At 59.9% G+C, this 23,539-nt stretch carries 25 protein-coding genes and 1 pseudogene; 8 read left to right on the top strand and 18 right to left on the bottom strand.

Features of this window, described 5'->3' with window-relative positions:
- Positions 1-23 precede the first annotated feature (23 nt).
- A complete protein-coding gene (locus HKK55_RS12455) occupies positions 24-953 on the bottom strand; it encodes a LysR family transcriptional regulator (RefSeq protein WP_169354956.1) in 930 nt (309 codons plus the stop codon).
- A 94-nt stretch (positions 954-1,047) separates the two neighbouring features.
- Between HKK55_RS12455 and HKK55_RS12450 the strand changes: the two genes are divergently transcribed.
- Complete coding sequence (locus HKK55_RS12450; protein WP_169354955.1) at positions 1,048-2,214, top strand: MFS transporter; 1,167 nt, start codon at positions 1,048-1,050, stop codon at positions 2,212-2,214.
- Between the two features lie 583 nt (positions 2,215-2,797).
- Positions 2,798-3,042: pseudogene (locus HKK55_RS29290) on the top strand (hypothetical protein); the annotation flags it as partial.
- Here the strand turns inward: HKK55_RS29290 and HKK55_RS12440 are convergent.
- The 12 genes from HKK55_RS12440 to HKK55_RS12385 form a co-directional block, all read right to left on the bottom strand.
- Positions 3,002-4,147 carry an asparaginase gene (locus HKK55_RS12440; protein WP_237151345.1) on the bottom strand — a complete coding sequence of 382 codons (1,146 nt, stop codon included), beginning with the start codon at positions 4,145-4,147 and terminating at the stop codon, positions 3,002-3,004. The pseudogene HKK55_RS29290 and the gene HKK55_RS12440 sit on opposite strands and share 41 nt — an antisense overlap.
- A 452-nt stretch (positions 4,148-4,599) precedes the next feature.
- Positions 4,600-5,136 carry an AAA family ATPase gene (locus HKK55_RS12435; protein WP_169354954.1) on the bottom strand — a complete coding sequence of 179 codons (537 nt, stop codon included), beginning with the start codon at positions 5,134-5,136 and terminating at the stop codon, positions 4,600-4,602.
- Positions 5,137-5,301: 165 nt separating this feature from the next.
- Positions 5,302-5,520 carry a DUF4287 domain-containing protein gene (locus tag HKK55_RS12430; RefSeq protein WP_169354953.1) on the bottom strand — a complete coding sequence of 73 codons (219 nt, stop codon included), beginning with the start codon at positions 5,518-5,520 and terminating at the stop codon, positions 5,302-5,304.
- A gap of 259 nt (positions 5,521-5,779) precedes the next feature.
- Positions 5,780-7,282: a glycine betaine/L-proline transporter ProP gene (proP, locus tag HKK55_RS12425; protein ID WP_169354952.1), complete on the bottom strand. Its 1,503-nt coding sequence runs from the start codon at positions 7,280-7,282 to the stop codon at positions 5,780-5,782.
- A 191-nt stretch (positions 7,283-7,473) separates the two neighbouring features.
- A complete protein-coding gene (locus HKK55_RS12420) occupies positions 7,474-8,889 on the bottom strand; it encodes a PAS domain S-box protein (protein ID WP_169354951.1) in 1,416 nt (471 codons plus the stop codon).
- 162 nt (positions 8,890-9,051) lie between these two features.
- Positions 9,052-9,876 (bottom strand): suppressor of fused domain protein, encoded by an 825-nt coding sequence (locus HKK55_RS12415; RefSeq protein ID WP_169354950.1) that lies wholly within the window; start codon positions 9,874-9,876, stop codon positions 9,052-9,054.
- Positions 9,877-9,982: 106 nt separating this feature from the next.
- A complete protein-coding gene (locus tag HKK55_RS12410) occupies positions 9,983-10,192 on the bottom strand; it encodes a YXWGXW repeat-containing protein (protein ID WP_155585190.1) in 210 nt (69 codons plus the stop codon).
- An 89-nt stretch (positions 10,193-10,281) separates the two neighbouring features.
- The gene (locus HKK55_RS12405) at positions 10,282-10,758 is read right to left on the bottom strand and encodes a periplasmic heavy metal sensor (RefSeq protein WP_169354949.1); all 477 of its coding nucleotides are present in this window, start codon (positions 10,756-10,758) and stop codon (positions 10,282-10,284) included.
- Positions 10,755-11,192, bottom strand: coding sequence for a hypothetical protein (locus HKK55_RS12400; protein ID WP_169357842.1), 438 nt, complete (start codon positions 11,190-11,192; stop codon positions 10,755-10,757). The genes HKK55_RS12405 and HKK55_RS12400 overlap by 4 nt, the downstream gene beginning before the upstream one ends.
- Positions 11,192-11,770, bottom strand: a complete 579-nt coding sequence (locus HKK55_RS12395; protein WP_169354948.1) for an RNA polymerase sigma factor — start codon at positions 11,768-11,770, stop codon at positions 11,192-11,194. Before HKK55_RS12395 ends, HKK55_RS12400 begins: the two co-directional genes overlap by 1 nt.
- Positions 11,771-11,821: 51 nt before the next feature.
- A complete protein-coding gene (locus HKK55_RS12390; RefSeq protein ID WP_169354947.1) occupies positions 11,822-12,133 on the bottom strand; it encodes a YXWGXW repeat-containing protein in 312 nt (103 codons plus the stop codon).
- A 503-nt stretch (positions 12,134-12,636) separates the two neighbouring features.
- A complete protein-coding gene (locus HKK55_RS12385) occupies positions 12,637-13,692 on the bottom strand; it encodes an alpha/beta fold hydrolase (protein ID WP_169354946.1) in 1,056 nt (351 codons plus the stop codon).
- Positions 13,693-13,934: 242 nt separating this feature from the next.
- On the opposite strand from HKK55_RS12385, the gene HKK55_RS12380 reads away from it, so the two are divergent.
- Positions 13,935-15,050 (top strand): GGDEF domain-containing protein, encoded by a 1,116-nt coding sequence (locus HKK55_RS12380; RefSeq protein WP_169354945.1) that lies wholly within the window; start codon positions 13,935-13,937, stop codon positions 15,048-15,050.
- Between the two features lie 60 nt (positions 15,051-15,110).
- Here HKK55_RS12380 and HKK55_RS12375 read toward each other — a convergent pair whose 3' ends face one another.
- Positions 15,111-15,962 (bottom strand): CAP domain-containing protein, encoded by an 852-nt coding sequence (locus tag HKK55_RS12375; RefSeq protein ID WP_169354944.1) that lies wholly within the window; start codon positions 15,960-15,962, stop codon positions 15,111-15,113.
- A 169-nt stretch (positions 15,963-16,131) separates the two neighbouring features.
- The gene (locus HKK55_RS12370; protein WP_169354943.1) at positions 16,132-17,352 is read right to left on the bottom strand and encodes an MFS transporter; all 1,221 of its coding nucleotides are present in this window, start codon (positions 17,350-17,352) and stop codon (positions 16,132-16,134) included.
- 290 nt (positions 17,353-17,642) lie between these two features.
- On the opposite strand from HKK55_RS12370, the gene HKK55_RS12365 reads away from it, so the two are divergent.
- The 3 genes from HKK55_RS12365 to HKK55_RS12355 are packed head-to-tail and all read left to right on the top strand — an operon-like array spanning position 17,643 to position 19,768.
- Positions 17,643-18,533 (top strand): LysR family transcriptional regulator, encoded by an 891-nt coding sequence (locus HKK55_RS12365; protein ID WP_169354942.1) that lies wholly within the window; start codon positions 17,643-17,645, stop codon positions 18,531-18,533.
- Positions 18,530-19,066 (top strand): adenylate kinase, encoded by a 537-nt coding sequence (locus tag HKK55_RS12360; RefSeq protein WP_169354941.1) that lies wholly within the window; start codon positions 18,530-18,532, stop codon positions 19,064-19,066. The genes HKK55_RS12365 and HKK55_RS12360 overlap by 4 nt, the downstream gene beginning before the upstream one ends.
- 21 nt (positions 19,067-19,087) lie before the next feature.
- The gene (locus HKK55_RS12355; protein WP_169354940.1) at positions 19,088-19,768 is read left to right on the top strand and encodes a GNAT family N-acetyltransferase; all 681 of its coding nucleotides are present in this window, start codon (positions 19,088-19,090) and stop codon (positions 19,766-19,768) included.
- 161 nt (positions 19,769-19,929) lie between these two features.
- On the opposite strand, the gene HKK55_RS12350 is transcribed toward HKK55_RS12355, so the two are convergent.
- Positions 19,930-20,553, bottom strand: a complete 624-nt coding sequence (locus tag HKK55_RS12350; RefSeq protein ID WP_169354939.1) for a TetR/AcrR family transcriptional regulator — start codon at positions 20,551-20,553, stop codon at positions 19,930-19,932.
- A gap of 65 nt (positions 20,554-20,618) precedes the next feature.
- Between HKK55_RS12350 and HKK55_RS12345 the strand changes: the two genes are divergently transcribed.
- Entirely contained in the window at positions 20,619-21,233 is a 615-nt protein-coding gene (locus tag HKK55_RS12345) for an NAD(P)H-dependent oxidoreductase (RefSeq protein ID WP_169354938.1), read from the top strand.
- A gap of 7 nt (positions 21,234-21,240) precedes the next feature.
- Here HKK55_RS12345 and HKK55_RS12340 read toward each other — a convergent pair whose 3' ends face one another.
- Together HKK55_RS12340 and HKK55_RS12335 are read right to left on the bottom strand one after the other, a co-directional pair.
- Positions 21,241-21,630 carry a hypothetical protein gene (locus tag HKK55_RS12340; protein ID WP_169354937.1) on the bottom strand — a complete coding sequence of 130 codons (390 nt, stop codon included), beginning with the start codon at positions 21,628-21,630 and terminating at the stop codon, positions 21,241-21,243.
- 32 nt (positions 21,631-21,662) lie between these two features.
- Positions 21,663-22,919, bottom strand: coding sequence for a 3-phosphoshikimate 1-carboxyvinyltransferase (locus HKK55_RS12335; protein WP_169354936.1), 1,257 nt, complete (start codon positions 22,917-22,919; stop codon positions 21,663-21,665).
- Between the two features lie 212 nt (positions 22,920-23,131).
- Between HKK55_RS12335 and HKK55_RS12330 the strand changes: the two genes are divergently transcribed.
- Positions 23,132-23,485: a DUF1428 domain-containing protein gene (locus tag HKK55_RS12330; RefSeq protein ID WP_155585171.1), complete on the top strand. Its 354-nt coding sequence runs from the start codon at positions 23,132-23,134 to the stop codon at positions 23,483-23,485.
- The last annotated feature ends 54 nt before the right edge of the window (positions 23,486-23,539 follow it).

Genomic DNA, 23,539 nt, shown 5'->3' with positions numbered 1-23,539 from the left:
CCGTTTGATTAATGCGAACAGCATCACGCGCCCCCGGAAGGATCAGGTGACGCCACCGCTTGCATCCGGTGATGTTCCATCAAGAAGTCCACGAATAACCGCACCCGCGCCGGCATTGCCGAGCCACCTACGAACACCGCATGAATGGGTTCCTGGTCACCGGGGTTCCAGGCTTCCAGCAGCGGTATCAGGTCGCCGCGCCGCAGGTCCTCGCTCACGCTGAATTCGCCGATACGCGCAATGCCGGCACCTACTCGCGCGAGTTGGGCCAGTGCTTCACCACTGCTGCATTCGATGTTGCCACTGACCTTCAGGGAAAACTCTCTTGCGCCGCGGATGAACGGCCAGTTGGGTTCGGCACGCCGGAAGTTGAAGCGTAGGCAGTTGTGCCGTAGCAAGTCTTCCGGTTCCTGGGGGATGCCGTGGAGCTGTAGATACTCGGGCGATGCCACCACTACCTGGCCGGTGTCGCCGATCCTGCGCGCGGTCAGCGGGCTGTCAGGCAGATGACCAAAGCGTACCGCCACGTCGGCCTGGCCGCCGAGAATGTCGACCACTTCGTCGCCGAGCGTGAGGTCGACGACGATGTTCGGGTAGCGGGCGCTGAATGCTGCCACCAAGGGAACGATGGCCAGCCGGCCGTGGCCAAGGGCGGCGCTGATCCGCAGTCGCCCCCTTGGTACGCCCTGGTCGGCAATGGCCTCTTCGACCTCGGCCATGTCAGCCAGGATACGCCGGGCGCCGCGCAGGAAAGCCTCGCCCTCGGCGGTGAAGGTAATCGCTCGGGTGGTACGCAACAGCAGTCGGGTGCCAAGACGTTGTTCGGTGCGCGCGATGATCCGACTGACCGCCGAGGGTGTCAGCCCCAGTGCACGCGCGGCGGCCGAAAGGCTTCCTTCCTGCGCCACGGTGGCGAACACGCCCATTTCACCTGACCTTCCGCTGAAATCCATCTGTGCCCCTTACGCAAAGGTGATTGCCAGAAATGCTACCTACCGCTTGAAAAGGTTGGATCGTAGCATTAGCGGCATAGATAAGGAGCCTTCCATGCGTATCAACCCACCACTTGTCGCACTCGCCATTGGTGCCTTTGGCATCGGCGTTACCGAGTTCGCTCCCATGGGCATGTTGCCGAGCATCGCTGCGGATCTCGGCGTTTCCATTCCAGCCGCAGGTCTGTTGGTCAGTGCTTACGCCCTGGGCGTACTGCTCGGCGCGCCACTGATGACCCTGACCACCGGTAGGATTCCCCGGCGCTATCTGCTGATCGGACTCATGGCGATTTTCACCTTGGGTAATCTGATGTCAGCACTGGCTACCGATTACTACAGCCTCATGGTCGCCAGGGTGGTGACCTCACTGAACCACGGTGCGTTCTTTGGCGTTGGCTCCATCGTCGCCGCCAGCGTGGTCGCCCCGCAGAAACGTGCTGGGGCGGTTGCGGCAATGTTCATGGGCCTGACCCTGGCGACCATCGGAGGTGTGCCGCTGGCCGCCTGGTTTGGCGAACTGTTCGGCTGGCGCACCGCATTCTGGGGTATTACCGGCCTCGGCGTGGTGACCATGGTCGCGTTATGGTTCGCCCTGCCTAACCTGAAGGCGCCGCAAAGCGTCGGTGTACTGGCCGAAATTCGGGTACTGGGTCGTGGTCCGGTGCTGGGGGCGTTAGCCCTGACCGTAGTTGGCTCGAGTGCAATGTTTACCGTCTTCACCTACATCGCGCCGATCCTCGGCAACGAGACCCACGCGTCCACCGCCTACATCACCGCCATGCTGGTGCTGTTCGGTGTGGGGTTGACGCTGGGCAACATGTGGGGCGGCAAGGCCGCCGACCGATCGATTGATCGCACTCTGATCGTCTCGCTGAGCGTGTTGATTCTCGTCTTGCTGGCGTTCACCGCACTGATGCGTTGGCCGCTGCCGGCCGCCGTTGCCATCCTGATATGGGGTATCGCCAGCTTCGCCCTGGTGCCGCCGCTACAGATGCGCGTCATGGAAGCCGCCAAGGACGCACCCAATCTGGCCTCGGCGATGAACATCGGTGCCTTCAACTTCGGCAACGCGATTGGTGCGGCGTTGGGCGGAGCGGTGATCAATGCCGGGCTGGGTTATCCGGCGATCTCCCTGGCCGGAGCGGCAATGGCGGGTCTGGGGCTGCTGATGGTGTTGGCTTTTGCCTGGCGTTCCAGAACGATTGCAGCTGCGCTGGTGTGATTTTGATGTGAGGAGGTTGTTAGTCGCTATTTATGAGTGAGGGCTAACGGCCAAAAGCAGACGGTCAGCGCGGTTCTGGTTTCGCCCGATAGAGAATGCTCAAAAGCAGCAGATGCATGCCAACTCTAGCCATTCACCGCATGACCCAGCGGTAGTGATGTTCCTCTCTACTGAGCACTATCCCAATCTTATTTCTTGGTCGGGATGGAAAGTCGAGCAACTTTGGTCACAGCGAGTGGTACCCCATATAGAGGTAGATTTTCCTGGAGATGTTAGCCTCGACATGATCACTGAGGTGCATATTTGGGAAGACGCAAACCCGGAGGGCTTCTGTCGACTCACTGACCTTTATAATCGGCTGGAGCGAAACTCTGAGTGAGCTGCATGCACATCAGCGATCTCCATCCATAACGGAAATGCCGAACAGCCCTACGGGGCTGCATCGGAAAGCGCTCATTGATTTCGGAGCCTTACTAACCGTTACATGTGTTTTATCGTCTATAAATTAGATACTTACCTAATTTAACTTTTTTTGTCTTTTTATGTGCGGAACTACTGAGTAACTCCCTTCCCGCATAGTCGTATTGCCGGTTTCGACCCGGTGCTGGTAGCGGTAAACGGGGGCTTGAGTCGGGAAGTCTGAACGCCGATCACATCTTAAATGTTCTCGCCCGACTCCCCGCTACTGCACCGCCGCCTCTCGTAGAAACCAGCCTGCAACTCAGGATAGCTCCCGTTGCGGCCCACGGAGAAGCTTCGACGGCACCCTCGAATCTACGCACTAGTACTAGTGATCAAATGCGGCTTGAAGTTCTGCCTGACCGCTGATACCGCTCTGCAACAAGAGCATGAGAAGCAGGCGGGCCTTTTGAGGGCTCAGATCGCCGGCCATCACTGCACCTGCTTCGTAGCTGGTCTTGCCGCCGCCAACAAACCCATAGACCGGCATCGTGCGGCCGTTGGGCACTCGGGTCGCAACCACCACCGGTACGTTCTTCGAAAGGGCGTACTTGACCGCCTCGAACATAGAGACGTTCATGTTGCCCATGCCAACAGCTTGCACCACGATGCCTTTGGCACCCTGGTCGACGGCATAGCGCAGCAGCGATCCATCGGCCCCACCGAACATGGCTAGAATCTCTACGCGCGGCATCTCTGCGGTACCGATGTCGATATGCTGGCGGCGCAGCGGTGCGTTAGTGAAGATGACCTTGTCCTCCCAGACCTCGCCAAGAAAGCCGAAGTCACCAGACTTGAAGGTCTCGACATCTCCTGTGTGAGTCTTGGTGACGCTGCGCGCCGCATTGATCTGGTTGTTCATCGCCAACATTACGCCCTTGCCGCGGGCTTGCGCCGTGGTAGCAATGCGGATGGCATTGAGCAGGTTTCGCGGACCATCGAAGTCGGGCGAGGATGCATTACGCTGCGCACCGATCAGGATCACCGGTTTGTCGGACTTGACGGTCAGGTCCAGCCAGTAAGCCGTTTCCTCCATCGTATCGGTGCCGTGCGCGATGACGACGCCGGCGACCTCGGGACGCGCGAGCGCATCATCAACGGCCTTAGTGAGACGTGTCCACCACTTCGCTTCGACATAGTTGGCCGACATGTTCGAGAAGTTGTTGACTTCGACGATCGCGTATTTGCCGGCATCCGGCACCGTCTGCATCAGGTCATCTCCCGAAATCGCGGGGACGACGCCTTTGGTCACCGGGTCGATCTTCATGGCTATCGTCCCGCCCGTGGCGATGAATTGCACCACAGGTTGTGCTTGGGCCGATGCATCCATCGCCGCGAGGCATATCGCCAAAGTTACAAGCGTTTTTCTCAATGTCCTCATGCATGAATAGTTACGCCCGTTGGCAACCTGGGTGGTTTTATCGCCATATCGGGTAGCCGAAGCGCTGAGAAGGGTTCCGATCGAAACTTCCATTCATCCATCCGATTTTTTGTTGTGTTGGGATTGGGTTTTCAAGCAGCAATGAGAATGTTGTTGCGACAAATCTTATGCGCTGCTGGTACCAGCGTCTATCTCACACGAGAAAATCTGAATATTCAGAAGGGGCATGAATGAAGACAATTGAAGAGTTGTGAACGGGACGACACTCTCCATAGAGTCCCATAGAAGAATGGGAAACCCCGAAAAGGATTGATCCGCGATAATCAACTCCTCAGCCGCCCACACAAGCTCTATCTACAGTTCTCTGCGCTGAACCGGGTCACCTCGTTTGAGGGGGCTTCACAGACTGGCGGCTAACGACCCAAAGCAGCCAGTCCTGTGTCGATGAAACGAGGGGGCGACTCAGAAAGCTGGAAGAAATGGCCTCAAGGCCCAGCGGACGAGCCGGGCTGTTTTCGTCAGGCCGGGTTGGCAAACCCGAATGGCTATTCGTGGCAGGTCGCTGGCGTGGCGGACAAACTCTCGAGAAATTCAGCAATCTGCCCGCTACACCGCAAGTGCAGCGTAGGAATCTGCGGGCCTATGGCCAGGCGCACAGCTTCGATACCCGGACGGTAGCCACGGTCGAAATTCCAAACGAACTTCAAGAAGGTCAAGAACTCCCGGTCGAGCTTTTCTGTACAGCCTGCTGCAAGGTCTGGGCGAGGACGGTTCATGACGCTGCGCTTGAGCACCCGGGTGAAGCAGGTGAGCCGCGGCGTATCGAGCCAGATGATTAGGTCGGCGCGGGGCAGGCGTAGGTCGAACGTACGCCGGGCATAGTTACCTTCACAAACCCAGGCATCCGGTGCGACCGCTTTGCGCACGCGCGTGCGGAACTGTTCAGCGTCAGGTTCGACCCAGCCAGGCTCCCAGAACAGTGTGTCCAGGTGCACCACAGGCAGGGCCAAACGCTCGCCGAGGGCGCGGGCGAGGGTAGATTTGCCGCTGCCGGAGTTGCCTAGAATTACTATCCGTTGCATGGGGACTTCCTGTCATGAAAAACCCGGCAATTGTGCAGGCTTGACGACGGAAAGCAACTCGCCGAGATAGTTAAGATTGACCCTCATAAGGCTTGGCGCGGTGACCCAAAAACGCCTGACGTACCCGCGCCAGCACTGATGAGAATAAGGGATGAGTTTGTATTGTCAGTCGCTTTTAGCGCAAGCCAAATAGTACGCAACTAACGCGTTGGCGTGGCCATGGCCCATACCATGCTCAGTTTTAAGCAAGGCCACCATTTCCATATGCTTCTTGGTGCTGACGGTTTTGAGCAGATCCAGCCAGTGGGTGATTGGCTGTCCATACTTTTTTTCTATTGAGGGGAAGTACGACGCTGGCCCTTTTGTTTTTGTATCGTCGGTCATGATGAAAACTCCCTTTTTGCTCAGGTGATAGTGCCCAGAGAGAAACACGATAAGGATGATGCCAAACGCTGCGGCATCCGGGATTCGAAGGCCGATGGGGTAACGTTACGCATTTGAGGTTATTGGGTCCATCGTGAACTCCTGGACCCGGTCGGATACTCAGCGGGTTGTTCCGGACCAGAGGTTTTTCAACGTGTCCTCAAGCCCAGAAGACCTGCCCGTCACGGCCAACAAGACGCGGCGGGCCGGCGCCACCTCGCTAGTCGATACGCGGATGTTGTTGCGCCAGGTTTTCGCGCTTGGCTTCCAACTCGGCGATCTGGGTGTCGATGTCTTCGATCTTCTGTTCGATATTGTCGTGATGCTCCTGCAACAGTTCCCGCGCTTCCTCAATGTCGGAAGCCGCCGGGGCCGCACCGCGCAGGGGTTTGTTGGCGGTTTCTTTCATCGTGATGCCCGTGAGCAGGCCCACCACGGCGAACACCATCAGGTAGTAGGCCGGCATGTACAGGTTGTTAGTGCTCTCTACCAGCCAGGCCACGACAGTCGGGGTCAGGCCCGCGATCAGTACTGAGATGTTGAAGGCCCCGGCCAGAGCGCTGTAGCGGATATGCGTGGGGAACATGGCCGGCAGGGTGGAGGCCATCACACCGATGAAGAAGTTGAGCACGACAGCCAGTATCAGTAATCCGCCGAAGATCAGGCCGATCTTGCCGCTGTTGATCAGCATGAAGGCCGGAATGGCGAGGATGAACAGGCCGATGCTGCCGCCAATGATGAAAGGACGGCGCCCAACCTTGTCGCTGAAAAAACCGATCAGGGGCTGGACAAACAACATGCCGACCATGATTGCGATGATGATCAACACGCCGCGATTTTCGCTGTAGTGCAAGTTGTGCGACAGGTAGCTCGGCATGTAGGTCAGCAGCATGTAATAGGTGACATTGGTTGCAGCTACCACGCCGACGCAAGTAATCAGGCTGCGCCAGTGCTTAGTTGCCACTTCCTTGAAGGACACCTTGGGGCCTTCCGCCAAGCCTTCACGATCACCTTGTTCGAGCTTTTCCACATGCTGCTGGAAGGCGGGAGTCTCTTCGAGGGCGTGACGCAAGTAGAGTCCAATCATGCCCAAGGGGAGGGCGAGGAAGAACGGCAGGCGCCAGCCCCATTCGAGGAATTTTTCTTCACCGACGATGGAGGAAATCAGCACCACCACACCGGCGCCAAGGACGAAACCGGCGATTGAGCCGAAGTCCAGCCAACTGCCGAGGAAGCCGCGCTTGCGGTCCGGAGCATACTCGGCGACGAAGATCGAGGCGCCGGTGTATTCGCCGCCCACTGAGAAACCTTGGGCCATTTTGGCCAGCAGTAGCAGGATCGGCGCCCAGATGCCGATCGAGGCATAAGAGGGAATCAACCCGATGGCGAAGGTGCTGAGGGACATGATCACGATGGTCGCCGCCAGGACTTTCTGTCGACCATATTTATCGCCCAACCTCCCGAAGAACAGGCCGCCCAGAGGACGGATCAGAAAGGGGACCGAGAAGGTGGCCAATGCGGCGATCATCTGCACGCTGGGGTCAGCACCGGGGAAGAACACCTTGCCGAGCACATAGGCGACAAAGCCATACACACCAAAGTCGAACCATTCCATTGCGTTGCCCAGTGCAGCGGCGGTGATCGCTTTGCGCATCTTGGCGTCGTCGACAATGGTGATGTCTTTCAACCCAATGGGGCTGGCGCTTTTTTTACGTGATTTCATCCTGGTTACTCTGTAGCTGATCCGTCCTGTACAAGCCGCTTACCCGTGAATGGTGCTGGAGCAGGCGAGTTGTGCGCTGTTTCGATGCCATTGTTACGATGGCATGCGCTCTGTAAGGTCAGATACAAAGAGATACTAAATAATTCACTTCTTGTTGTTTTTTGTTAACGCCAGTACGGCCTCAACGCAGCTCAGAGGCTGCTGGTTAGGCTGATAAAGGCGCTCCCGAGTAAAAATACCAGCGTGATGGAGAGACCGTCCTGCCTCCAGTCATAGGTAATCTCCCCTTGAAGCTGGCCTTTTACCGTGGCTTTTGCCAGCAGCGTTCCGAAACCCATGCTGGTGGGTGCTTGCTCGATGGCAGGACCGTTGGTTTCGTTCCACACCAGGGTGAACGTGTCCCCAGCTACGTGGGAAGTAATTTCCAGCCGTCCTTCGCCTGAAGAGAGGGCGCCATACTTTGCCGCGTTGGTTGCAAACTCATGCAATAACAACGCGAAGCTGGTGACGGCGCTGCCGGCAATGGAGATATTCGGGCCTGTCACGAAAGCCCGCGATGAGTTGTGGTCATTCCCGTCATCGTAAGGGGCGATGATGGTTTGAATCAGCGTATGAAGTGTGGTGGGTTGGTCGCGGCCGCCATCGGTGGACAGGGTCAAGGCGTGGGCTTTTGCCAATGCGTTCATCCGCGCGGTTACCACAGAGGCGAGCTCGGCGGAGGTCGTTGTCGAGCGAACACTGAGTGAGATCACGCCATTGGCCAGTGCGAACAGATTTTTCACCCGATGATCCATCTCCCGAAGTAGCAGATTTTTTTGCGCTTCGGCCTTACGTTGTTCGGTGATATCGCGAGCAATTTTGGCAGCGCCGATAATCCGGCCCTCGGTGTTTCTTATTGGTGAAACGGAGAGCGAAATCTCGACAAGACTGCCGTCCTTGCGACGCCTGACCGTTTCATAATGCTCGATGCGTTCGCCTTTGCGTATGCGCTGCAGGATATCGGGCTCTTCGTTTGTTCGATCCAGTGGAATCAGCATGGCTACCGGTTTGCCGATGGCTTCCTCGGCGGTGTAGCCAAAGAGTCGCTGCGCTCCCTGGTTCCAATTGATGATGGTGCCGTTCAGGTCTTTGGCAACGATTGCGTCGTCGGATGATTCGACAATTGCGTTATGGCGTAACGCGGATTCATCGGCGAGGGTTTGATCGCTGAGATCGATCAGCATGTTAACGGCACCGATCAACGCCCCAGTGGCCGCGAAAATGGGCGAGGGGTAGGCCAGCAATCGAGTACGCTCGCCATCCGGGCGTTCTGCCACGATCTCCAGCCCTCTTAACGGACGCTGTTCCTTTAACGCCGTCGCCATCGGGCATTCGTGATGGGGCAACGGGCGACCGTCTGGCCAGAAGAGCTTCCAGGAGCCGCAGAACTCACTTTTTCCCAAGTGAGGACTGACACCCCACAAGGACGCCGCCGCGCTGTTGAAAAAGGTGATCAGGCCCTTGGCGTCAGTGGTGTAGATGGCCTCGGGAAGGGCTTCAAGGACATCATTCAAGCCCATGTTGGGAGCAATGCTGGTTTCGGCTTCATGAATCGACCTAACGCTCATTCAACACTCCAATGCTAACGATCTGTCAGGTTACGACCTTAGGTGCACTCGCCGGGCTGTTACTGAATCCTGCCTGAGGGCAAGGTAAGGGTGCGGATCGTTTTTCAGTATTGCACATGGGAGGAAGCGGGCCAGTTGACGTGGCGCATAAACTGACAGGCGTCACACAACGCTGTCACGATGAAGGCTACTCATATGCCCGACGCCAGCATCCTTCAAGCGGCTCACCAGATCTTCGCGGGCCTGGCGCCCGCCTGAGCGGACGTACTCAAGTTCTGATGCGGTGATCAATACCACCGGAACCAGGCTGACCGGGGACAGTGGCATGTCATCCAGTCGGGTCGGGAGGTCCGGTTCAGGGGCTCCCAGGAGGACGCCAACGGCATCGTTATCGGTCACGAAGTGTTTGGGCAGTTGGTCACTCATATGATGGGAAAGGCTGAACCCGGGCAGTTCCAGGGATAGCGCGCCGTGCTGTTCAAGCTGTTGGGTAATGCCGCCCGCGCCAGCCACTGTTTTGGCCACGTGTTCTATCAGCTCGAATGCCCAACTGCGCTTGAAAGGGTCGACCTCGCCCAAGGGGCCTCGGGCGTGCTCGGGTATATCCGAGGTTTCGAGGAACAACTCCATCTCGAAGCCATTACCCAACCCTTCGGCATCATCGAACGGATCTGACAGGCCTTCGGTGGCGAGGATTATGCTGTCGCCACGGCGAATCACCCGATAGGCCTGACGCGTCGAGGGCCAGTGAGGGCCACCGGAAAAGCTCGGGCTGATGAGGTAGGCCAGGACATCCGCCTCGACGGTGCCGACGGATGTCCAGTGACGGTCCAGGCACGCGGCGCTGGCTTCCCGGGCTGCCTGATTGGCCGCTTCGGCATCGGTCGGGTTGCGGGAGGCAAGCGGATTGAAGGTGGCGTCAGGTTGTGAGGCAGCTTGGGTGGCAGGCTTTTTCAACGATATGAGCAGCTTCTTGAAGAAGTTCATGTGCATTCCTTGCTGGGTCATAACAGGGGTGGCAGGTCCTTCCGAGCATAAGAGAGGAGGCGAGCGCAAGACAATCCCGCGTGCCGCCTCCGTGATGGGCTACAGCTCAATACCGCCAATGCCCCGGCACCCACAACCACTGTCCGCCACCCCAGCGATAGTGCCCGGCGACCCAGTGATAGTTCGGTGCTGGTGCGACGGGCACCACTTCAACCAGCGGCGGTGGCCGGCGCGGATGAACCGGTTCGACGATGCAGCCGGACAAGGTGGCCGCCATCAGCGTTGCGACCAACGTGGCCTTGAGTATTCTCGACATGGCTCGGTTCCTGGGTAGGGCTGGGCCATCACCGGATTGGCGGGCCTGTGACCGTTAAACGCCGCCGCCTGCCAAATCCGTCGCTGATCTCACTCATTTTTTGCCGCTTTGCCTTTGGCCTGGCCATGTGAATACAACGATTGCACCAGTTTCTGGCGCTCATCCCGTGGCAGCGTGTTGGCGAAATTGGCCAGGGTGTTGTCGACCAATAGTCGCAGTGCCGTATCGGCTTCCCGAGCCTTACCCAGGTCGACCAGCAGCGCTGCGCGATCCAGTGTCGGCGCCTCCAGTTGTTTGATCACATCCAGGCGCGCCTCACGCCCCGCCATGATCAGGGGTTGGCTGTCTGCACGATTCTGACGCAATAGCTGGCGCAGCTCGCGCCGCCGCTCCGGCGGCAATTGCACCATCGCCTGGCGCAGGCCGTGCTGGTTCACCACGGCCTCGACGGGCCGGGTGTTGGCCAGCCAGTGATACAGGCCGCCACCGACCCCGCCAATCAAGAACACATTGAGCAGGACCGACACAACCAGCAGCGGCTTCAGGTATTTGGGTGGCGGGGTCATTGCTCGGCTTCCTCTGCGTTCACGGTGAAGACAATCTCGGCGTCGCTCTGGTCGAAGACGCTGGGCAGCACGTCCGGGGTCAACCTGGGAGCTGGCAGGCTCAAGGAGGCCACCAACATGCCGACGGCAACGCCGGCTATGCCCACGCCGATCACGCCGGCGGGGGATAACCAGCCGGCGTAGCGGGTCCAGAATGCGGCCGGCCTGGCGACGGGCGCAGACAGGCGGATACGCCGCGCCAGCGCCAGGTCCATCGGCGCCAATTGATGGCTGTCCAGCAGGCTGTCGAGCTGGTGTGCCTGCTGCAGGGCCTCGAGTGCGCAGGCATCGCCACTGCACAGCAGGGCCTGAGCGTCGGGCTGCTCGGCGGCGGGCCAGCGGTTCAGGTCCGCGCCATAGGCCTCGGCGAGGTGGGTAAAGCGTTCGGGTGTCATCATGTTCCCCTTCCTGGGCGGGCGTGCCCGGGTGTCTCGGCAAGGTAACTGCGCAAATTGCGTCGGGCCCGCGACAGCAGGCTTTCCAATGCCTCGACGCTGATGCTCATCAGGGCGGCGGCTTCGATGTTCGACAGCTCCTGGTAATACTGCAACACGATGGCCTCACGCTGGCGGTCGGGCAGGGACGCCAACGCCGCGGCCATTTGCTCGCTACGAGCCGCCGCTTCCAGTTGTTCGTCGGGCGCGGGGGTGCTGTCGACCACCTCGTTCATGTCCTCGTTTTCGTTCAGCGGGCGTTCCTTGCGCCGACGCAAGTGGTCACGGCACAGGTTGAGCGCCACCCGGTGCACCCAGGTATCAAAACGCGCTTCGCCGCTGCGCCAGTTTGCCGCCTGGCGCCAGATGCGCAGGAAGGTCTCTTGCGCGACATCCTTGGCCTCATCGGCATCCCCCAGGATCCGACTGGCGAGCGCCAACAAACGGGGCAGCTTGCGCGACACCATTTCATTGACGGCCGCCGGGTCCTGGTGACCGATGCGGGCCAGCAACTCAACGTCCGGATCAGTCTCTTTCAATAGGCAAGTCTCGGTCCGGTGGCTATGGGGCGGTTAATCAGGCGATTTGATTCAGCGATTCCAGCGCCCTTCGCTCCAGTGCCAGTTGGGGCCACGGGCATCCCAGTGGCCCGGTACCCAGCGGGCGTTACGCATCACCGGTTGCCAGTGCCCGGGCATCCAGGCGTAGCCACGACCTTCCCAGCGCCAGTGCCCGCGATCCCAGGCGTAGCCAGGGCGGCCTACGGGAACCATTTCGACGCGCATGGGCGGCGGCGCCTCGCGGATGATGACTTCGGTCCGGGCGAAGACCGGTGTGCTGGCAAGGGCGGCCAAGGCCAAGGGGATCAGCAAAGCAAAACGCAGAGGTCGTGCAAGTCTCATGACAACTCCTTCAGGCGGCAGATGAACGTAAACGCTGCTGATGGGTTGAACGGCGGGTGCCCGGGAAATCCGTCGCGAGCCTGTGAAATTTTTTCTCGGGGGCGGCGTAAGGGAAGTATTGCCGAGGGTTTGCCGGGGCTTGATGAAAGTTTTGACAGCTGCGACGGATTGCCCGGAGTGGTTGCGTTCAAGGGTTAACCGTTGCCAATCAACGCCTACTGCACCCATGAGGAAATCACCATGTCACGTCGTCTCTCGTTGCTTGTTGCTGGCGTCCTGCTCCTGAGCCTTGGCGGTTGTGTGATCGTGCCGGGGCACCGGGATCATTGCTGCTGGCGCTATTACGGGGCTGCTTCGTCCGCAAGCGAGGCTGCAGTCTCCTGACCCTGGGCGGCTTTGCCTATGATCCTGGGTGTTCCGGCCTGATAACCCTCAGGCACAGCCAGTGGTCCGATCCATCAGTGACCACTGGCCTTTCTCTCGGCCACCCGGGCCTCACACGCTCAAAGACGATCAGCATCCATCACCGCCTTGGCGAACGCCTGCGGCGCTTCCTGCGGGAGGTTGTGGCCGATACCGCCGTTGATCAGCCGGAATTCGTACTTGCCGGTGAAGCGCTTGGCGTAATCCTCAGGGGCGGGGTGCGGTGCACCATTGGCGTCGCCTTCAAGGGTGATGGTCGGCACGTTGATGGACGGTGCCTTGGCCAGTTTCTGTTCCAGGGGCTCGTATTGGCTTTCGCCCTGGACCAGGCCCAACCGCCAGCGGTAGTTGAATACGGTGATGGCGACCTGGTCGGGGTTCTCCAGGCCTTTGGCGCTGCGGTCGAAAGTAGCATCGTCGAACGCCCATTTGGGTGACGCCAACTGCCAGATCAATTTGGCAAAATCGTGGGTGTTCTTTTCGTAGCCGGCGCGGCCGCGTTCAGTGGCGAAGTAGAACTGGTACCACCACTGCAACTCCGCTTTGGGCGGTAATGGGTTTTTGCCAGCCTCTTGGTTGCCGATCAGGTAACCGCTGACCGAGACCAGCGCCTTGACCCGCTCAGGCCACAGGGCCGAGACGATATCCGCCGAACGTGCACCCCAATCGTAGCCCCCGAGCACGGCCTGCTTGATCTTGAGAGCGTCCATGAAATCGATGACATCACTGGCCAACGCGGCGGGTTGGCCGTTGCGTGGGGTTTTGTCAGAGAGGAAACGGGTGTCGCCGTAGCCGCGTGCGTAGGGAATAAGCACTCGATAACCCTTGGCCGCCAGCAGCGGCGCTACCTCGGCGTAGCTATCGATATCGTAGGGCCAGCCATGCAACAGAATGACCACCGGGCCATCGGCCGGGCCGACTTCGGCGTAGGCTACGTTCAGCAGGCCGGCGTTGATGTGCTTGAGTGGGCCGAACGAGGTATGGGTAGCGGCGCTGGCGGTTGCTGCCGGAACCTGGTGGGTGTGTGCGTTGGCGATGCCCGAGGCACCCAATTGCAGCAGCGTGAAGGCCAGGAGTGATGTGCCAAGCAGATGGCGGCACTTGAGGCCGGGTTTGCGGTTCAACTGAGCGTTCATGTGAGTCTCCTCGGGCGGGTTGTTTGCCTGACTCACAGTTGAACGTGGTGCTGTATATGGTCTGTTTCAAAAATGTTGTCGGGTTAAAGCCTGTGTATCGCAATGGTCTTTGGACACACTGCGATACGTTGGTTTTTACCAGGCTCCTTTAGAGCCTCTACCACGCTGGATTCTGTTGTTTACAGTGATGGCTAGGTGCCACACTATCGACTTTGTCGCAGCAGCAAGAGCAGGCGGATTATATGAATGGCCAGGCCCCGGATTGCTTCATAGAAGCGCAGGTACGAACGGACCGCTTGCACCAGTTGTTTCGCCAGTCATTCTCTGCCGTTTTCGGCAGTTATATGGCAGCTGCCATGTTGTGTTGGCTGTGTTGGGACCGGTTTGATCACACCATCATTCTGGTCTGGCTGATACTGCTGGCGGGCTCGACACTGTTGCGGATCCTGGTGTTCATGACCTGGTTTCGCTGCCCTCAAAGTGACCGCACGCCAGAACGCTGGGAGCGCCGATACTGGGTCTCGCTGACACTCTCCGCAGGGATCTGGGGGCTCGGTGCATTGGCGCTTATTCCCACCGATGATCGCTTGTCCCAGGCGCTGGTCATGCTGTTTACCGTCGGGATGTCGGTCAGCGCGGTGTCGTGTTACTCGGCTTACCGTTATATGACGTGGGCCTCCATCGGCCTGGTGTTGTTGCCCTGCACGATATGGTTGCTGTTTCAGCCCTCATCGATGCAGGTGGGCATGGCTCTGGCGGTGCTGGTGTTTTCTTCATTCGTGGCGGGGGCGACGCGCAAATTGTCCGATGCCCTGGAAAAGGCGTTTCGCCTGACCCGACAAATGGAGCATGCCCACAACCTTTCCGCTCGCGCCGCACAGACCGATGAGCTCACCGGCCTGATGAATCGCCGGGCGTTTTTTGAACACGCCCAACGCCTGTACGACCAGTGCAAGGATAACCAGCAGCCACTGTGTGCCTTGATGTTGGACATGGATCACTTCAAGGACATCAACGATACCTACGGTCATCAGACGGGGGATGAGGTGTTACGTCAGATCGGCGGGGTGATCAGTGCGTCCTTTCGCCAGTCGGATGTCTCTGGCCGGGTGGGGGGTGAAGAGTTTGCCGTGTTGTTGCCGGACACCTCGGTCGAGGTTGCGCGAGACATTGCCGAGCAGTTGATCAAGGCCATCGCCGGGTTGATTACTGAGCCTGTGCTCGGGCTGACGGCCAGCCTCGGCATGGCCTCAACCCTGACGGTGGGGCAAGACTTGCACCATCTGATGAACACCGCGGACAAGGCGTTGTATCGCGCCAAAGCCCTGGGCCGCAACCAGGTGGCGGTAGCACCGTAGCGCGGTCAGTTCAGCAGGTTTGCTAAGGGGCGCATCGCCCCTTTGGTGTTTCACCGGCCGCTACTGTGTGCCAAACATCCCTGTCCAATAAATCCCGGCATCGCTCTTCGGGTCCATCGCGTAGGCTGCGCCCATGTCGCGAAATTGCGGGTTCATCAAGTTGGCACAATGCCCGGGGCTGGCGAGCCAGCCGTCGACCACCTTGCGCGGTGTGTCCAGGCCGGCGGCAATGTTTTCGCCGATCTGTTGGGCGATGTAGCCTGCAAGCTCAGCCCGATCACCGGGAGTACGGCCTTCGTGATCAAGGTGATCGAAGAAGTTGCCGTTGGCCATTTTCTGCGAGTGGCCGGCAGCGGCGGTGGCGAGTGTTTCGTTCCAGGCCAGGGGCGTGGTGGCGGCAAAGGACTGGTTGCCACACTGGCGCGCTTGTCCGCGGGCGGCGTTGATCATGGCCAGGACTTGCTTGCCTTCGGTTTGCGATTCGCCCAGGCCGCTGGTGAGCAAGGGGCGGGCGAGGACGATGCGCCAGTCCTGGCCATTGCTGCTGACGCCGATATCGACGAACTGCGGGTCCAGCACCACGCGGCAAAAGCTTTCTTTCACCGCTTTCATGGCGGCCTCGGCATTTTTGGGGCCTGAGAGGCTGATGGCCTGGACGTTCACCATCGGATACGCAGCCCGCGCCAATGCCTGTTGCAGGTCGCCGACGCTGTTGACCGGCAGCACCAGCCGCGCATCGGTGGCCAGGGGCGGTAACTCCTGAGAACCCTGATTGCCACAGCGCTGCACCTGGTTGCGGTATTGGTTGATCGAGTCCACCAATTGGCTTTCTTCGCTCGCCGACGCGGTGACGCAAAACACCATACCGGCGGCCAGCGTCGTAAGACCCATCATCAATGACAGAACGCGCATGGACGTTTCCCTTGAGCTTGAAAGTGCCCATGATGCGCGATGAAGGGGCATCCATGCACCCGTTGACCGAATTTTTTCGGTCAGTTCTTGAATGCCGAGTGTTTGCGGCCCTGGTCGCACAGGGCGAAAACCACCACCAGCGGCCTTGGTGTTTTTTGGGCCGCGGTGATCAAGCAACGTATTCGGGAACACGATGGCTTCGCCAGGCGAGGAGCAGGGCGACACCGATCAACCCCAACGCGACGGTAAAGGTGGCGCGCATCCCGTTGCCGATCGCCTCGGACGAGGCCATTGCGAGGTCACCCGAGACAAACGCAAACACCGCGCCCAATGCTGATGCGCCGGTGATCAGCCCCAGGTTGCGCGACAGATTCAGCAAGCCTGCAATCACCCCGCGTCGATCCATTGCTACGTCACTCATCACTGAAGTGTTATTGGCCGCCTGAAACTGGGCATAGCCGAGGGTGAGTACGATGAGAGGGGCGATATACCCGACAACGCCCAAGTACGCTGGCACCAACGACAGCAACAGGCAGCCGGTGACCATGGCGAGCAACCCGATGACGGCCATGGTGTGGCTGCCGAAACGGTCTGTCAGGTGGCCCGCGGGTACCCCCGTCAGCGCAGAAACGCAGGGGCCCACCGCCATCGCGAGGCCCATCCACGTTGGGTCAAGCCCTACGCCTCGGGAGAGGTAAAAAGGCCCGACCACCAGCGTCGCCATCATCACCGCAGAGACCAGTGCGGTCATGGCCAGCCCGGCTCTGAGGGGCGGATTGCGTAACGTCGCCAGCCAGTTGAGGCCTGTGTGCGTCGACGTTTGCTGATTGCCCTCAAGGGTCAGATAGCGGCGGGCGAGGGCGAAGGCCAGGGCACCGAGGGGCACGGTGACGAAGAACAGCGCCTGCCAGCCAAACCCGACGATGAGTACTCCGCCCACACTCGGCCCCAATGCCGTGCCGATGGCCGACATTGTGCCCAGTAACCCCATGGCGCGGCCGGCGCGATCCTTGGACACTGTTTCGCCGACCAAGGCCATGGTCATCGCCATCATGATCGCCGCACCCAGCCCTTGCAGGACGCGAGCGGCGATCAGCAGCCCGAGTGACGGTGCGATTGCGCAAAGCGCAGACGCCAGGGTGAACAGCAGCAACCCGGCCTGCAACAGACGGCTGCGTCCTACGATATCTCCCAGGCGCCCGACACTGACGATCACGGCGGTGATTGCCAGCAAGTAGGCAAGGACGATCCATTGCACCGCTTGAAAGGACGCATCAAAAGCCTGGGCCAGGTTGGGCAGGCCAACGTTGGCGATGCTGGTGCCCAGAGAGGCCAGCAACATGGACAGCGACAGACTGGCGAGGGCACCACGGGGTGTTAGAGCGTTCATCGGCAAGTTCCTTGTTCTGACGGGTGTCAGAAATCTACGCCGTCGCCTAACATGGCGGAAGGCGCAGCATTTGCACTTTATACGTGCGCCTGACGCCCTATATTGCTCAAGCACAAACACCGGCTCCCTGGTGAGGTGGCTGTTGTGGCGAGGGGGCTTGCCCCCGTTGGGCTGCGAAGCAGTCCTAAAAGATGCTACGAATATCGTGCTGAAAATATGCGGTGATTTTATTGGGGCCGCTTCGCAGCCCAACGGGGGCAAGCCCCCTCGCCACATAAAGGGGAAAAACCATGTCGACGCCCGACTTCAACTTGCTGGTCACTCTGGATGTGTTGCTCGCCGAAGGCAGCGTCGCCTGGGCGGCCCAGCGCTTGCGCCTGAGCCCATCGGCGATGAGTCGGGCGCTGGCACGGCTGCGCGAAACCACTGGCGACCCGTTGTTGGTACGCGCCGGCCGTGGCCTGGTACCGACGCCGCGCGCCCTTGAGTTACGCGAGCAGGTCAGCCAGTTGGTGCAGGCTGCCGAGGCGGTATTACGTCCTGCGCAATCCCTTGATCTGACGCAGTTGGTTCGCACCTTCACCTTGCGTACCAGCGACGGTTTTGTCGAAAGCTTCGGCCCGGCGCTGCTCGCCCTTGTCGCTGAACAGGCGCCGGGTGTGCGCCTGCGCTTTATGCACAAACCCGACAAGTTCAGCACGCCGCTGCGTGACGGCAGCGTCGATCTGGAAACCGGTGTCGTCGACAGCAGCGCCAGCCCCGAAGTGCTGACCCAGGCATTGTTTCGCGACCGCTTTATCGGTGTGGTACGCCGGGGCCATCCGTTGAGTGAGGGAGAGGTCACGCCGCGACGCTTTGCGGCGGGCAAGCATATCTACGTGTCTCGACGCGGGTATGACCGAGGGCAGATTCACGAGGCACTGCAAGCGCTCAACCTGACGCGGGACGTGGTGACCATCGTTGCCGGTTTTTCCACCGCGCTGTCCCTGGCCCGCAACACCGATCTGATCGCCAGCGTGCCGCAGCGGCACACCGCCAACCTGCACCGCGACTTGCACTGTTTTGCGCTGCCGTTTGCACTGCCGGAGTTCACCATCTCGATGCTCTGGCATCCGCGGCTGGACGCCGATCTGGGCCATCGCTGGTTGCGGGGGTGTTTGCGTGAGGTATGTGCGCGATGAGCAAACGAATCTACCTGAGTGGCGCCTCGGGGGCTGGCGTCACCACCTTGGGTCGGGCGTTGGCCTCGGCGCTTCAACTGCCCCATGTGGATGTGGACGATTACTATTGGTACCCGACCGATCCGCCTTATGCACAATCACGGCCGCCGGCAGAGCGCGTCATGTTGCTCAATCAGGTGTTGGCCCAAGGCGCTTGGGTGCTTTGCGGTTCACTGGACGGTTGGGGCGATGAATTGATCGATGATGCTGACCTGGTGGTGTTTGTCGACACCCCGACGCCACTTCGTCTGGAGCGTGTGAACGCTCGTGAGGCCCAGCGTTATGGCGCACGCATTTTACCGGGAGGCGATATGCATGCCGCGCATCAGGCTTTTCTGGCATGGGCCGCCGGTTATGAAACTGCAGCGTTTGCAGGGCGCAGCCGGCCACGGCATGAAGCGTGGCTCAAGCAACTGAAACAACCGCACCTCAGGGTCGATGGCAGCCTTTGCGTCCAGACGTTGCTGCAACAGGTACAATCCGCCCAGCCTTGACGCGAAATACCAGGAATTCGAATGTTCAGCCTTACCCACTACGAAACCCCATGCCCCGAACCGATCAACAGCCAGATCTTGCAGATGGTGGTCGACTACCTGACCGACATCAGCATGGTTGCGATCCCTCCGAGCAACCTGCTGTACAACGTCTATCAATACGCGATCGGCTATGAGGTGCACCTGTACCTGGAAGCGGTGGGTGGGTCGAAAGGGATTGCCGTCGAGTTGATCGTTGCGATGGATGAGCAGGATCCAGGCAAGGTCTTAGGCTTTCTGTTGTACCTGCCGGTCAAGGACGATCAAGAGGCGTGTGGCGTGGCGTATATGGCGGTGCAGGCCAGCCATCGGCGTCGGGGTGTGGCGCGGGCGATGATGCAGGACATGCTCGCTCGTTATCCCCATGCCGAGCTGACGTGTGCGGTGGAGAAAGTGCCGGTGTTCGAGTCCCTGGGCTTTCAGGTTCGCGGCGTACGCGGCACTCAGGTGCTGATGAACACGCGCGACTACAGCACCGATGGCTTGATGGGGTTGCTGGACGTTGCGTCGATCTACAGCTCTCTGGAAGTGCGGCAGATTCACACCTACCTGCTGCAAAAGCATGGCAAGCGGGCAATGATCGATGCGGAGAAGCAGCGTGACCGCCACTTCGACCAGATGACCCGCAAGGCCCAGGCGTTCGTCCGTGGGCACTTGATATAAATATTGAAATACAGATCGCGCAGGCGCTTTCTTAAACGGCTGAAGGTCCTGCGGCCCTTATCGCAGCCTCGTGCCTCGGCAGCGGCTACAGGGTTTTCAGGGGATTCAAAAAATGTGTAGATACCTATGCCCATCGCTGCCTCGCCAAAGCTCGACAGCTTCTACGGGTTGATCTTTATTTCACCTGACCGCCTACGGTTGACCATCGCCTTGATGGTCTCGAGCAGTTCTTCCTGGGCGTCGCCAGGGCTGATCTCACCGCTGGCCGCCGCATGGGACAGCGCCTCGGCCGCGCCCAGCATGGCCCTCAGACTGGCCAGCGTGATGTCGCCCGAGGCTGCAAACGGCGCGAGCACATCACGGCACTTGGCCAGGAAAATCATCTCGTATTCGCGCTTGAGGGTTTCCAGCTCCGGCGCGCCCGTCAGGGCGGCGATGACCCCCGGTATCTCGCGCCCCTGAAGCAGTACGCAGTCGACATAGGCGGAGGCAATCACCCACGCCCGGCCTTCAAGGCTCGCCTCGCTGGCCTCCAGCGCGGCGTCCATCAACGCGTTCTGGCGTTCGTCAAAATCCTTATACAGCGCCGCCAGCAAGCCGGCGCGGGTGATGAAGTGGTCGTACACCACGGGTTTGGTGACACCCGCCATTTCGGCTACTCGTCCCAGGGTCAGCGCTTCAGTGCCTTCTTCACGAACCAATTGCCAGGCCACGTCCAGCAACTGGCGCAGGCGATCTTCTCGGGACAGGCGACGGCGGGGCGCAGATGTTTCGGTGCTTGACATGCTTATATACCAAAAGTAACTTACTAATCGTAACTTAATGTCAGCTTAGCACCGGAGCATTTGCCATGCATGCAATTATCGTTGTTGCTCACCACGATCCTCGTTCCTTGACCCACGGCCTGGCTGGGCAAGTCGCAGCGGGTCTGGCCACCAAGGGCCATACCTTTGAAATCGCCGACCTGGCCGCCGAAGGCTTCGATCCCCGCTACACCGCCGCCGACCACGCTGTGTATCGTGGCCAGGCGATGCCGCCTGCCGACGTGAAGGCCGAACAGGCCCGCATCGACCGCGCCGATGCGCTGGTAGTGGTGTATCCGGTCTACTGGTGGTCGATGCCGGGCCTGCTCAAGGGCTGGATCGACCGGGTATTCAGCAATGGCTGGGCAATCGAATACGACATACAAACCACCAGGCTGGTTAAAAAGCTCGGCGGCCTGCAGGTGCACCTGTTGGGGGTAGGCGGGACGGATGAAGGCACTTTCGAGCGCCATGGCTATGACAAGGCTATGAACACACAGATTGACCACGGGATCTTCGATTACTGCGGGGCAAAGGTGGTGAGTTCGCAGTTGCTGCTGGAGTCGGAAATTCGCGAGCCGAAGGTGCATCTGGAGGCGGCGTGGCGTACGGGGCAGGGGATGTTTGCGGCGCAGAACCAGCAGGTTGCGTTGTCGAGTTAGTTGCGGCTCAACCGTCCCGAAACAAGTCATGGGCATCCAGCAACCGATAGGCAATTTCCGGCCGCTTCTCCAGCCCCCGGCGAATTGCCGTCGGAATCGCCTGTCGGGTCTTGCGACACAGCCCCGGCAGTTCGTCGATGACAATCTGGAGGCCGCGCATGCTTTTGACTTCGGTATGACCGGGGGCGATGTGCACGCGCAGGCCCAATTGCTGGTACATCAACTGCTGCATATGCTCCAGGTCCGGCAGGCTTTTCAGATCTTCCAGGCGATCCAGCAGGCGTTTTTCTTCCAGGCGGGTCAGGTGCAGGATGCGCAAGTCTGCGCCGGGGGCTTCCAGCAGTTGTTCGCGCTCGCACACGCAGGCACCGGGTGGGCAGGGTTGGCGAATTGTCATGAGCACTCCCTCCCCATACCGGCGTTGATGGCTCAGTAGCTCAGCTTGACGCCCAGGCTACCGAGCATCTTCCAGTACTCAGGATAGGTCTTGCCGACGCAGTCCGGATCCTGAATCTTGATTCCCGACACTTTCAACCCTGCCAGCGCAAAGCACATGGCGATGCGGTGGTCGGCGTGGGTGTCGATCAGTGCGTTGCACGATGTGCCTGCCAGGGCTGGATCGCTGGCCACCAGCAGGTCATCACCTTCAATAGTCGCCAGGCCCGGACGGATTTCGTTCAGGCCGTCATGCAGCGCCTGCACCCGATCGCACTCCTTGACCCGCAGGTTGGCCAGCTCCGTGAAGCGCACTGGCGTGTTGTTGAAGGCCGCGAGCACGGCGAGGGTAGGGATGGCGTCCTGCATCTGCGAACCGATCACCGTGGCCGGCATGTGTGGGAACTCGGCGATCACGGCCTGGGCCTTGGCATCAGGCTGGGTGAAGTCCTGCGGGGCGATGCCCAGATCGATGTTGCCGCCGGTCAGCACTTCGGCAGCCCACAGGTAAGTGGCGGCGGAAGCATCCGGTTCGATCAGGTAGTCATTGGCGGTATAGCCGGTCGGAGCCACGCGCCAGGTGCTGTCGTCGACCACTTCGATTTGCGCCCCGAAGGCACGCATGCAGTCCAGGGTCAGGTCTACATAACCGCGGGCGCCAATGTCCTTGCCGGTCAGCGCCACTTCGATGGGCGCCTCACCACAGGCTGCCAGCATCAACAGTGCCGAAACGTACTGGCTCGACAGGCCACCGTCAATTTCGAAGCGCTTGGCCTGGACGTGGCCAGTGCCCTGCACGGTCACGGGTGGGCAGCCGGTCGGGCTTTCGACCCGGATGCCGTTCTGATTCAAGGTCGCGAGCAGCGGGCCGATGGGGCGCTTTTGCATGTAGTCGTCGCCATCGAGGATCACCGTGCCTTGTACCGTGGCCACTGCAGCGGTCAGGAAACGCATCGCCGTCCCGGCATTACCGAGGAACAGTGGCTGCGGCGGCAACTGCAATTTGCCCTGGCCCGTAACAACGAAGGTCACATCGTCCGGCTCATCGATGATTACACCCATCTGCCGCAAGGCCACCGACATGTGCCGGGTGTCATCGCTTTTCAGCGCGCCGCTCAGGCGGCTGGTGCCCTTGGCCAGGGCGGCCAGCAGCAGGGCGCGGTTGGTAATGGATTTGGAGCCGGGGGGCGCTACCTTGCCGTTCAATGGGAAGTTGGGCGGTGTAACGGTCACGGTTTTCTGCGAACTCAAGGTACAAGGCTCCTGATTCAAGGCGTGGTGGCGGGGAGTGGCCGGCTGGCGGACACGAATAATCGGCCAAAGACGATGTGCTTGTCGAGCGGGGATCACCACTGGTCGGTGTTTTCCGGACGGTTGTCGATTTGGTGTCCCATGAAACGACTACACATAGAACGGCCTGTTTCACCCTTGGCTGTTCATTCCTTCCCATCAGGAGAGTGACCATGTCTTACGTCGACGGTTGTGTTATCGCAGTACCCACCGCCAAGCGCGAACAGTTTATCCAGCACGCCAAGGCCGCCGCCGTGGTGTTCAAGGAGCACGGCGCCCTGAAGATTGTCGAGTGCTGGGGGGATGATGTGCCCCAGGGCCAGGTCACTTCGCTGCCCATGGCGGTCAAGCTCAAGGACGATGAAACCGTGGTGTTTTCCTGGATTCTGTGGCCGTCCCGGCAGGTGCGTGACGCCGGAATGCGCAAGGTGATGGAGGACCCGCGGATGAAACCCGAGGTCAACCCGATGCCGTTTGATGGGCAGCGCATGATTTATGGCGGCTTCGAGATGATCCTTGAGAGCTGAAGGCGCTGGTAGATACGCGGTTGTCTTCGGTACTCGTAGCCCTATAGCACATGG

Origin of the sequence: Pseudomonas sp. ADAK18 (genome assembly GCF_012935695.1) — a bacterium.
GTDB lineage: Bacteria > Pseudomonadota > Gammaproteobacteria > Pseudomonadales > Pseudomonadaceae > Aquipseudomonas.
Note: the sequence above shows the minus strand (reverse complement) of the source record. Positions and strands in the feature narration are given on the sequence as shown.